Here is a 12907-nt window from a genome sequence, read left to right as displayed (position 1 = left end):
CAATTCATTTACAGACCTAAGTGCTTCCTTATGAACAATTCAAACATAGAATTACTTTTACTAACATCTGTTTCCATTTTACTATTAGTCGTTGTATACTTTACAGGTAAAACAATTGTACAAATACTAAAGAAGCAACGAACATTTACAATACCAACAAAGAAAACCTATTCAAATTATGGTGTTTTCACTGCGTTCTTAGCGTTACTTTTATATGGCGTTTTTTCATTACCTCAATTATTGGAAAACGAAACTGTATTAAAAGAAATTGTATTTAGTGATTCCGTTTACATACAAATTTCAAAAGTGCTGTTCTTAACATTCATTGCAATTACAAGTATTTTATTTTTCCTATCTACTTTATATCCTGCTGAAGAACGAAAATATAGATATCTATTCATCATCGCATTGCTTACAATCCTTACGGGAATTGCCAATGCTGGATGTATTTTTATATTGATTAGAGCCTTAGATACGGATGCTAATAATGTATATGGCTTTTATTTCTTAGTAACTCTGTTTGTGTTTGTAGTGACAAAAAAGGTCACAGAGTCGTATCTAATCCGAACTGCTAATAAGCTAATTCAGGAAATTAGAACCAATCTTATTGAGAACATTTTAGAAACAACTTACGAACGATTTGAACAATTAGAAAAAGGAAGGATTTTTGCAACACTGAGCGGCGATACTATAAAAATATCTTCGTCTGTTGCAATTGTATTAAAACTTATTACAAGTTCCATTACTATTATTGTTGCCTTTATATATCTTTGGGTTATAGCACAATGGGCAACTATTTCTATGATTTTCATTGTCTTTTTGTTAGTAGTTCTCTACTATTTTGTTGCCAAAAAAGCGACTGTTTACATAGAAAAAGCAAGAAACATCAATGATAAATATTATACTTTTTTAGAAGGCTTGATGGAAGGATATCCCGAATTGAGCATCAATACTACCAAAAGGAAAATGTATGAAGAAGAAATGTATGCGCTCAACAAGGATTTATGTAACACCAATTCAACGGCACAAGTACAATATTTAAATGCTCGAATTCTTAGTGACACTTCTATAATTATGGTTTTAGGTGTTATCTGTTTTGTAGCACCTATTTACTTTCCTTCAATAGAAAGTAAAGTACTGTTGAGTTTTCTAATGGTAATTTTATACTTATTCGCGCCCATATCAGATGTCATTACAATTGCGCCAACTCTAAATGAAATTAAAATTTCTTGGGATCGAATCAATAATTTTCTAAAAGAACTCGAGCTCGAAAAAGGACAACAACAACCATTACAAGAAATTGCTTCTGTAGATACTTTTTCACTGAAAAACATTGAGTTCAATTATAAAAACAAAACTTCTGAGAAAAAATTCAAGATTGGTCCTATTGATCTTACTCTAAACAAAGGAGAAATTCTATTTATTATTGGAGGGAATGGTAGTGGTAAATCAACACTAGCAAAAGTAATTACTGGTTTATACAAAGCTGATAAAGGAAAACTTAAGATAAATGGAAAAGAAATAGATAATGGAAGCTTAGGAGAATTATTTTCTATCGTATTCAATGATTCCTATTTGTTTAAAAAATTATATGGAATTGATACTGATAAAGAAAAAGAACGTATTGATTCATACCTGAGTTTACTAAAACTAGACAAAAAAGTACGCTTAGTTAATTCAGAATTTGACACCTTAAAACTATCAAGTGGTCAGAAAAAAAGACTTGCCTTATTAAAATGTTTCATAGAAGATTCACCAATCTATTTATTTGATGAATGGGCTGCCGAGCAAGATCCTGAATTTAGAAAATTTTTCTACAGAACTTTGCTTCAGAAAATGAAAGCTGAAGGAAAAATAATCATCGCAATTACACATGATGATAATTATTACGACGTTGCTGACAAAATTATAAAATTAGATTATGGAACAATGATCACTTAGCAATAACTATTAAAGAATATTTTCAATACTGATTTGCATTGAACAGATACTTTATACTATAGTGACTGTTTAGAAACCCCAAAAAAATTATGAATATAAAAACAATCAGTTAAAAAAAATGCAATCTATATGGTAGAAAAAATCGACAAAAATAGTTTACCAAAAAGTATAAAAGGAATTATCTCTTTTGGTTCTTTTCACTCTAAAGACCCTAAAAAAAATTATAGTGATGAATTTTCAGACTTAGATTTATTTGTCTTTACAACAGCACCAAACAAAATTTTATCCATAAATGATATTGGATGGTTATCATGCTTTGGAAAACCAATGTCTGTTTTAATAATTGAAAACCCTTTTCAAAATACAAGAATTACTCGAATTATGTTTGATAATCTTTTCAGTATTGATTACATACCTGTTAAGTATTCTAAATTTAGTTTAGTTAAAAAGTATTTATTTTTAAAGAATAAAGGATTAGAAAAAATAATACCGAATCATAGTATCGTTCATACTGAATTAAAGGCCTTTTATTCATATTTAATAAGAGGGTATGCTATTCTTTATGATACGAAAAACATGAAAAAAATTATAACCAAAATTGAAGAAGAATTTGCAGGTTATGATGACAGTTTGGTGACAGAAAAGAAGTTTAATGAATGCTATCATGATTTCTGGCATTCGGCCTATAAAATTTTGGGTAAAATCAAGAGGCATGATATGTATTATGCCATTGTATTACTTGACAATATATTTAAAAGAAGACTTGTTCAAATGATAGAATGGGAAACAAGATACTTTTACAAGAGTAAAGACGATTTATTTTATTTAGGTAAAAAAATAAATAAATGGTCAAATGAAGCAACTCTTAAAGAATTGAATAAAACTATTTTTTCCTTCAATGAACAGGAAAATATTGAAACATTAATTACACATATCAATTTATTTCAAAAAGCTAGTAAAAATGTTGCCAAAGTTCAAGGGTATAATTTACAGGTAGACTTAGAAACAAAAATAGTTGATAAAATACACTCTTTCCAAGAAAAAGAGAAATAGTAGTTCCATATATCAAACCAACTATTTCCATACTCATTTATACAATTAAACCTACCTAAAATACAGATGGATATTAGAAAACATAAAACAACCTAAAACTAGCAATATGATTCCTAAAGTTTCTATAATCATCCCTGTTTACAATACTGAAAAATATCTAAAAAAGAGTTTAAATTCGGCCATCAATCAAACCTTGAAGGAATTAGATATTGTAATCGTCGATGATAAATCAACTGATAATTCGCTTCAAATCATACAAGAATTTCAAAAAAAAGACGATCGAATTACCGTAATTGCTTTAGAGAAAAATAGAGGAAACGGATTTGGAAGAAATAGTGCGATACAAAAAGCTTCTGCGCCTTATATAATGTTTTTAGATTCTGATGATTGGTTAGAACCAAACGCTGTTGAAATAGTATACAATGAAGCGACCAGAAAACAAAGTGAAGTATTAATATTTGGGTATTTTGAAGTAAAAACTGATAAAAAAGGAAACATCATTAACACCTATCCTGTGCTACCTACACTTGAAGATGGTGCTACCAACTTTATTCCATATTATCTAAGTAATAGAAAAGGATTTTCTTCGGCCGCATGGAGTTATATATTCTCAAGAGATCATATCATCCATAACGAAGTAAAATTTACAGAAAATATCTTTTTTGAAGACATTGAATTTGTGAGCAAAGCTGTAATTAAAGCTAAAAGAATAGATGTTTACAAAGAACAAGCGTTGTATAGTTACTTGCGCCGTCCAAGCTCTATAACTTCCTCATTCTCAAAAAAGAAAATAAAAGATTTGTACCAGGCAAATCATTTACTTTCAGAATCATTAAAAAAAGAAGGAATCTATAAAATATATGAAAAAGATTACATGTTACGCTTCGTAATTGAATGTGTACATTGGAGTTTTTTAGACTATATGCACATGCCAAGTCGTTTATTAGATAATGAAGTAAAAAAGTTTATGAAAACCGTCAAAAACGATTTTATCACTGATGAAAATTTAGAATTGGTAAAAAGTAAAATTGATACAATGCAATCCGATGAAATCATTGTAAAAACTACGTATCAAAATATGTATGACACGTTGGTTTTAATAAAGAACAATCCTATTTATTTTAAATATCGATTATTTACTACTCTCAAATGGCTTAGCTATTATAGGTTTTTCACCAAGTACAATAAGATTATTAAAAAAGCTGAAATGAGCTAATCAACTAACAAAATATAGCTATAAAAAGTAACGTTTAGCTTTTGATAAAAAAAAGCTATTTCAAAAAAAAACGTTCTTTTTTCCAATATTAAAAAAGAGAATTACCATATATAATTATGGTAATTCTCTTTTTCATTTCTATCTAAATCTTCTAAACTTCAAGTTCAATTGAATGTTAAAGTCTGACTCAGTTTTCAATTAAAAAAATAAAAATATCGCAAAATAGAAATCGTGCATCATGCAACTTATCCGCTAAAACATTGAACATTGAAAAGATTGATGCAACAAATGTTTTACTGTTCGCGTCATGAGTTGTATTATACTTTTATGAATTACGGTAGTTTTACAACTAATACTAACAAGAAATATAGATATCTGTATTTCTTCAATTTTAAATTTTAATACTACAACCCTCTTTTATGAATTTCGTTTCAAAATACTATACTGTAATTATTTGTTTTTCTTTAACGATCTTTACAACTATACAAGTACAATCACAAGAATCAAAACAGCATGAGATGGAAGCAAAAATTGAATCCATTCTGGCAAAATTAACGCTCGAAGAAAAAGTTGCCATGTGTCATGCACAATCAAAATTCAGTACCAAAGGAGTAGAACGTTTAGGAATTCCTGAAATATGGATGGCAGATGGTCCACATGGAGTTCGTGCTGAAATAAGTTGGGATGATTGGGCATATGCAGGTTGGACAAATGATTCCATCACTGCATTTCCTGCATTAACCTGTTTAGCATCAACATTTAATCCAACACTCGCTGGTGAATTTGGATTCAATCTAGGAGAAGAAGCTCGTTACAGAAAAAAAGATGTGCTATTAGGTCCTGGTGTAAACATATACAGAACACCAATGAATGGACGTAATTTTGAATACATGGGAGAAGATCCATTCTTGGCATCTACCATGGTAGTTCCATATATCAAAGGTGTTCAAAAAAATGGCGTTGCAGCATGCGTAAAGCATTATGCTTTAAATAATCAGGAACACAAACGTGACTTAATTAATGTTGAAGTAAGTGATAGAGCTTTATATGAAATTTATTTACCTGCTTTTAAAGCAGCCGTTCAGGAAGGAAATGTATGGGCTATTATGGGCGCGTACAATAAATTTCGTGGAGAATACACAACGCATCATGCATTCTTAACTAAAAAAATATTAAAAGGAGATTGGAAATTTGACGGAGTTGTAATTAGTGATTGGAGTTCTGCACACGATACCAAAAAAGCTGCTCTAAATGGTTTAGATCTTGAAATGGGTACAGGAACCGATGGTTTAGGAACAACAACTGCAAATCATTACGACCAATACTACTTAGCATCTCCTTTCCTAAAAGCGTTAAAAAACGGAGAAATTGCAGAATCCGTAGTTGATGATAAAGTTAGAAGAATACTACGTTTAATGTATCGTACAAACATGAGTAGCAATCGTCCACTTGGAAGAGCAAACAACGTAGAACATCATGAAGTAGCTAGAAAAGTAGCTACCGAAGGAATTGTTTTATTGAAAAATGACAATAACTTCTTCCCTATAAAAGACGATAAAAATATTACAATTGCAGTAATTGGTGAAAACGCAACACGATCAATGACTGCTGGTGGTGGTTCATCAGAATTAAAACCAAAATTTGAAATCTCTCCACTAGAAGGGTTAAAAGCGCGTTATAAAAATGCAAAAATCATTCACAGTATGGGATTTGCTTCTGGAGCTTCTGTATATGACGAAATATTACCTTCTCCATATGATGCAGATTCATTAAAAATTGAAGCAATTAAAACAGCTAAAAAAGCAGATATCGTCCTTTTTGTTGGCGGTTTAAGTAAAAGTCACTTACAAGATTGTGAAGGTGACGACAGAAGACAATACGAGTTACCATTCGGACAAGAAGAACTCATCAACGAGATCAAAAAAGTAAATAAGAATATAGGATTTGTGTTAATTACAGGAAACGCCGTCGATATGCCTTGGCTAGATAAAGTTGATGGCGTTATACAAACATGGTACTTAGGCTCTATGGCTGGTCATGCTATCGCAGATGTAATAAGTGGTGATGTAAATCCTTCAGGAAAATTACCATTTTCATTTCCTAAAAAACTAACAGATAATGGAGCACACTCATTTGGAGCATCTTCTTATCCTGGTGTAAATTTAACACAAGAATACAAAGAAGATATTTTAGTTGGCTACCGTTGGCACGATACTAAGAAAATAGATCCATTATATGCATTTGGCTATGGAATGTCATATACTGACTTTAATATTAAAAATGTAGCTGTTAATAATAAGAAATATGCTAAAAACGGTACAATTACAGTTACTTGTGATGTAACAAATACAGGAAGTATTGATGGTGCCGAAGTTATTCAAGTATACGTAGGAAAATCAAAATCTAAAGTAAAAAGAGCTATAAAAGAACTCAAAGGGTTTTCAAAAGTGTATCTTAAAAGCGGTGAAACGCAAAAAGTTTCTATCACAATTGATGTTAATAAATTGGCTTTCTATGACGAATCAATTTCAGATTGGAATATTGAAGAAGGTGGATATGAAATCTATGTTGGAAATGCTTCCAACAACATATCAAAAAAGCTTAAAATAACTGTAAAATAAATACTTACATTAAAGTATGAAAGTATTCAAAAAGGTATCAATTCTATTATTATTACTATTTGTTTTAGGGTGTAAAAGCAATTCCAAAGAAAAAGAATCGGAAACGCTAACTCCTGAAAAGATTGATGCGTTATTAGTAAAAAATACATTCAAAGCTTCTAATGGATTAGAAATGCCATATCGTCTATTCAGTCCTGACGATGCAACCAATCAAAAAAAATCACTCATTATATTTTTACACGGACGCGGAGATCGTGGAACGGACAATGGTTCGCAAATATATCATGAAGCTGGATTTATCACGAATAAAAACTCACTCTTAACCAATGAAATGCAAGCCAACTATCCTTGCTATATCTTGGTTCCGCAATGTTCGGATAAAACAAAAAATGAAGAATGGGCAAAATGGATAGGAAATACCCCTGAAACTCCATTTGAAGGATTAGGAAAAGATGGTTCGTATCACATTAATCCAACACCTTCCGAATCTGGTGAAGCTGCGCTAGAATTAATTGAAAAAACAATCCAGAACAACAATATTGATGCAAATAGAATCTATATTCTAGGATTGTCAATGGGCGGATTTGGTACTTGGGAATTTGTTGCTAGAAAACCACAATTATTTGCTGCAGCTGTTCCAATGGCTGGTTATTCTGATCCTTCACAAATTGAAACTATAAAACACATTCCTTTCTGGATTTTCCACGGAAACATTGACAAATGGAATCCTGTAGAAGGTTCGCGAAACATGTATAAACTATTATCAGAAAAAAATGCAGACGTAACCTATACAGAATATGAAAATACCCAACATGGAGACGCTTTTAAAGAAGCGTTTAAAGAGCAAGAATTAATTACTTGGTTATTTTCTAAATCAAAATAAAACGTATAAAAATCGAATCAACTAACATGAAAAAATATATTCTCATCATAGCAGCTACTGTATTTGTAAGCTGCAATTCAAATAAAAAACAACCTGAAAAATCTATGGATACAATTAAAACAAACGAAGTAACTGTAGCCTATCAAGTTGACGCAGCATTAGGGGAAGGTGCTATTTGGAATCATGAAACCAATGAATTATTCTGGATTGACATTGAAGGGAAATCATTAAACATGTTGAATCCAAAAACGAAGCAAAATCGTTCGTTTTCAACAGCTTCACAAATTGGAACAGTAGTTCCTAAAAACAAAGACGAAGCATTGATTGCTTTGGTTGATGGAATTTACACCATGAATCTTAACACAGGACAAACAACTGTGTTTGCAGACATGAAAGAAGCATTAACAGGTTGCAGACTCAACGATGGAAAATGTGATCCTGCTGGAAGACTATGGGTAGGTTCAATGAATTGGCAACAAGAAAAAGGAAAAGCAAAACTGTTTACGATTCAAAATGATGCTGCTGTTACTACAAAAATTGACAGTGTAACGATCTCTAATGGAATTGTTTGGACAAAAGACAAAAAAACAATGTATTATATTGACACGCCAACTTCACAAATAAAAGCATACGATTATGACAATGCTACAGGAAATATTTCGAATGAACGTGTCGCAGTTGAAATTTCAACAGATTTAGGTTTTCCTGACGGAATGACCATTGATGCAGAAGATATGGTTTGGGTTGGAATGTGGAATGGAAATGCAGTTATCCGATTCAATCCAAAAACTGGAAAATTACTTCGAAAAATAGAAGTTCCTGCACACAATGTTACTTCTTGTGCATTTGGCGGTGATAATTTAGAAACGCTCTTCATCACTTCTGCCAAACTAGATATGACAGAAGAAGAACTCAAAAAATATCCACTTGCAGGTTCAGTATTCAAAGTGAACCCTGGCGTAAAAGGTGTAAAAAGCAACTTCTTTAAATAAAATTTAAACTAACAACCAACCATAGTATTAATCGTATTTAATATGAAACTCCAACAACTTACAAAATCAATCTTTTTTGTACTCTTTAGTTTATTACTAATCAACTGTGCAAATGAAGAAAAAACAGTACCAACAGCAAGTGCTACAAATGATAAAGTAGAAAGTAAAGTCAATGAAATACTGGCTAAAATGACACTTGAAGAAAAAATTGGACAAACCAATTTACGAGGAACTTCAAGCAGAGTAAAAGGTCAATTACCTGAAGAATTAAAAACCGCTGTTAGAAATGGTGAAATTGGCGCATTCTTAAATGTAATGAATCTGGAATATGTAGAAGAATTACAACGCATTGCAGTTGAAGAAAGTCCAAATGGAATTCCGTTAATATTTGCGCGTGATGTAATTCATGGCTTCAAAACGATTTTCCCTATTCCACTCGGTTTAGCAGCTTCTTTTGATGCTGAGACTGCTAAAAAATCATCTGAAATTGCTGCCTACGAATCTAGTTCTGCAGGAATTCGCTGGACATTTGCACCAATGTTAGACATTGCAAGAGACAGTCGTTGGGGACGAATTGCTGAGTCTCCTGGAGAAGATCCATACCTAGCTTCTATTTTAGGAAAAGCATATGTAGAAGGTTTTCAAGGAAATGATTTAAGTAATCCAACAAGTATTGCCGCTTGTGCTAAACACTTTATTGGTTACGGAGCTGCTATTGGTGGGCGTGATTACAATACGGTAAACATGTCAGAACCTTTACTTAGAAATATATACTTACCTCCTTTTCAAGCTGCCGTAAATGCAGGAGCAGCAACGGTAATGACTTCTTTCAATGAAGTAAATGGAATACCTGTAACTGGAAATGAGTTTTTATTAAAAGATGTATTACGTGGTGAATTAGGGTTTAATGGTTTTGTTGTAAGCGACTGGGATTCTACTATAGAAATGACAGCACATGGTTTTGCAAGAGACGAAAAACATGCCGCAGAATTATCAGCAACAGCTGGTTTAGATATGGAAATGACTAGTAAATCATATGAAAACAATCTAAAAGATTTAATTGCAGAAGGAAAAGTTTCAGAAGCACAGCTAGATGATTTCGTGCGAAATATTCTTCGTATCAAATTACAACTAAATCTATTTGAAAACCCATACATTCCAAAAGATCACACAGGAAATCTATATGCAGAAGCACATCTAGCGGAAGCTAAAAAAGCGGCTATAAAAAGTACGGTTTTATTAAAGAATAAAAATGTGCTTCCATTAACAAACACAACAAAAGTAGCTGTTATAGGTCCATTGGCAAACAAACCACACGAACAATTAGGAACTTGGTCATTTGATGGCGAACGTGAACATACTGTAACACCAATTGATGCGTTCAAAAAAGCCAATATTAACTATCAATTTGTTGAAGGGTTGACACATAGTAGAGATAAAACAACCAAAGGTTTTTCCAAAGCTATTAGTACTGCAAAAAACTCAGATGTAATCCTATTTTTTGGAGGTGAAGAAGCCATTTTATCAGGAGAAGCACATAGTAGATCAAACATTGATTTGCCAGGCGCACAAATACAATTATTAAAACAACTTGCAAAAACAGGAAAACCAATTGTATTGGTAATCATGGCTGGAAGACCAATTACGATTACAAACATTATTGATGATGTAGATGCGGTAGTAATGGCTTGGCATCCTGGAACTATGGGAGGAGAAGCTATACACGAAATTATTTACGGAATTAGTCAACCTGAAGGTAGATTGCCTGTTTCTTGGCCTAAAAATGCAGGGCAATTGCCATACTTCTACAATCACAAAAATACAGGAAGACCAGCAATTCCTGACGAATACGTACATATGGACAGCATTGCTATCGGAGCTTGGCAAAGTTCATTAGGAAACGATTCGCACTATTTAGACATTGGATACACGCCACATTTCCCGTTTGGATATGGCTTATCATACACAGATTTTAAATACGACAACATAACTATTTCTAAAGAAACAATAAACTTCAACGAAGAACTCACAATTACCGCTTCTGTAACAAATACAGGAAAAAAAGATGGAAAAGAACTTGTACAACTCTATGTACAAGATCTTGTTGGAAGCATAACAAGACCAATTCGAGAACTAAAAGGTTTTGAGCATGTATCGCTAAAAAGCGGTGAAACGAAAGAAGTAAGTTTTAAAATTTCGTCAGAAGATTTAAAATTTGTGAATTCTAAAATGATCAATGCAGCCGAAGAAGGAAAATTCAATGTTTGGATTGGTCCAAATGCCGCATCAGGATTGCAAAGTTCATTTTATTTAAAAAAATAAATGGCACGTATCATTATTATAATGGGCGTCAGTGGTTGCGGAAAAACAACCGTTGGAAAAAGTATTGCTACACAACTAAAGCTTCCTTTTTTTGACGGTGACGATTTTCACCCGAAAGCCAATATTGAAAAAATGAAGCAACACATTCCGCTGAATGATATTGATAGAAAACCTTGGTTGGAAATCTTAGCTTCAAACATTAAATACTGGTCAATAAGTGATGGCGCAGTCCTCGCATGTTCGGCTTTAAAAGAATCTTATCGTAAAATTCTTGCTACGCACATAAATACTATTGATTGGGTTTTCCTTACGGGAAAGTACAAAGTAATTCAACAACGTTTAGAACAACGGGAGCAACACTTTATGAAATCGACCTTATTGCAATCACAATTTGATACACTTGAAATTCCTACCTATGGATTTCACATCTGTATTGAAAAAGAACGAGAAGAGATTGTTACTGAAATTATAGAAAAATTACACACAAATGCATAAAACAGATTTCGGCTTAATAGGTTTAGGCGTGATGGGAAAAAGTATCAGCTTAAATGTTGCTGACAATGATTTTTCCATATCCGTTTACAACAGAACTGAAGCAGACGAAGCACATATTGTTTCTGAATTTATCCAACAACATTCAACATATGAAAATCTTGCTGGATATACTGATATTACCGAATTTGTAAGATCTATTAAAAGACCGCGTAAAATTTTATTGATGATCAAAGCTGGAAAAGCAATTGATGCCGTTGTTGCGCAATTATTACCTTTTCTAGAAGATGATGATATTATTATTGATGGCGGAAATTCGTTATATAAAGATACGATTAGAAGAACAGAAAGTTTAGCTTCAAAAAACATACACTTTGTGGGTTGTGGAATTTCCGGAGGTGAAGAAGGCGCTCGTAAAGGTCCTTCCATAATGCCAGGAGGAAGTTTAGAAGCATACACACATATCTCTCCTATTTTAGAAAAAATTGCCGCAAAAGATAAAAATAACAAACCGTGTTGTGTTCATGTAGGAACTGATGGTGCTGGACATTTTGTAAAAATGGTGCACAACGGTATTGAATATGCTGAAATGCAATTGCTCGCAGAAATCTATTCAATATTGAAAAAAACACATACAAACGAAGAAATTGCAAGTATTCTAAGTGATTGGAATACACGTAGTGAAGCAAGTTATTTACTAGAAATTACAATTGCTATTTTACGTAAAAAAGAAGGTCATGAGTATATCATAGATCGAATACTAGATAAAGCGCTTAGCAAAGGAACTGGATCGTGGTCTAGCAAAGCCGCTTTAGATATTGGAATGCCGTCAACTATGATTTCTTCAGCTGTTTTTGCACGCTATGTTTCTGCTTTCAAAGAACAAAGAGTTACTTTATCGAAATCATTTAAAAAATCGAATGTCTCTGAAGGTATAGAATACAGTTATTTAGAAAAAGCATATCGTTTTGCAAGAATCATCAATCATCAACAAGGATTTGAATTGATTCAAGAAGCATCAAAACAATACAACTGGACATTGAATCTTTCTGAAATTGCTCGTATTTGGACAAATGGTTGCATCATTCGTTCACAATTCATGGACGATTCAATAGAAATTCTACAAAATCATTCGAATTATTTTGAAGACAAAAAAACATTTGAAGCACTCCGAAATTCTGAAAAATATATCGTAAAAGTATTACAATATAGATTGAATAACAGAATTTCATTAGACACGTTTAGCGCGGCTTATAACTATTGGATTTCAATGACAACGGCTAATTCATCCGCAAATATCATTCAGGCGCAACGTGATTATTTTGGCGCACATACTTATCAACGAAACGACATAGATAATAGCAATTTTTTTCACACAAACTGGTAA

The 12907-nt window shown here is 32.4% G+C and carries 9 protein-coding genes; all 9 read left to right on the top strand.

What is annotated here, in order from left to right; genetic code table 11:
* Window positions 1-30: 30 nt before the first annotated feature.
* The 9 genes from Q0828_RS15020 (at window position 31) to gndA (ending at window position 12907) form a co-directional block, all read left to right on the top strand.
* Window positions 31-1941 carry a cyclic peptide export ABC transporter gene (locus Q0828_RS15020; RefSeq protein WP_298422700.1) on the top strand — a complete coding sequence of 637 codons (1911 nt, stop codon included), beginning with the start codon at window positions 31-33 and terminating at the stop codon, window positions 1939-1941.
* A 129-nt stretch (window positions 1942-2070) separates the two neighbouring features.
* Window positions 2071-2994: an aminoglycoside 6-adenylyltransferase gene (locus tag Q0828_RS15015; protein WP_298422697.1), complete on the top strand. Its 924-nt coding sequence runs from the start codon at window positions 2071-2073 to the stop codon at window positions 2992-2994.
* 106 nt (window positions 2995-3100) lie between these two features.
* Window positions 3101-4210: a glycosyltransferase family 2 protein gene (locus Q0828_RS15010; protein ID WP_298422694.1), complete on the top strand. Its 1110-nt coding sequence runs from the start codon at window positions 3101-3103 to the stop codon at window positions 4208-4210.
* Between the two features lie 518 nt (window positions 4211-4728).
* Window positions 4729-6831 carry a glycoside hydrolase family 3 C-terminal domain-containing protein gene (locus Q0828_RS15005; protein ID WP_298422691.1) on the top strand — a complete coding sequence of 701 codons (2103 nt, stop codon included), beginning with the start codon at window positions 4729-4731 and terminating at the stop codon, window positions 6829-6831.
* Between the two features lie 16 nt (window positions 6832-6847).
* Entirely contained in the window at window positions 6848-7714 is an 867-nt protein-coding gene (locus Q0828_RS15000) for a prolyl oligopeptidase family serine peptidase (RefSeq protein ID WP_298422688.1), read from the top strand.
* A 26-nt stretch (window positions 7715-7740) separates the two neighbouring features.
* A complete protein-coding gene (locus Q0828_RS14995) occupies window positions 7741-8706 on the top strand; it encodes an SMP-30/gluconolactonase/LRE family protein (RefSeq protein WP_298422685.1) in 966 nt (321 codons plus the stop codon).
* Window positions 8707-8748: 42 nt separating this feature from the next.
* The gene (locus tag Q0828_RS14990) at window positions 8749-11028 is read left to right on the top strand and encodes a glycoside hydrolase family 3 N-terminal domain-containing protein (protein WP_298422682.1); all 2280 of its coding nucleotides are present in this window, start codon (window positions 8749-8751) and stop codon (window positions 11026-11028) included.
* The gene (locus Q0828_RS14985; protein ID WP_298422679.1) at window positions 11029-11523 is read left to right on the top strand and encodes a gluconokinase; all 495 of its coding nucleotides are present in this window, start codon (window positions 11029-11031) and stop codon (window positions 11521-11523) included.
* Entirely contained in the window at window positions 11516-12907 is a 1392-nt protein-coding gene (gndA, locus tag Q0828_RS14980; RefSeq protein ID WP_298422675.1) for an NADP-dependent phosphogluconate dehydrogenase, read from the top strand. The genes Q0828_RS14985 and gndA overlap by 8 nt, the downstream gene beginning before the upstream one ends.

This window comes from uncultured Kordia sp., assembly GCF_947496985.1.
GTDB lineage: Bacteria > Bacteroidota > Bacteroidia > Flavobacteriales > Flavobacteriaceae > Kordia.
This window is presented reverse-complemented; position numbering and strand designations above follow the sequence as displayed.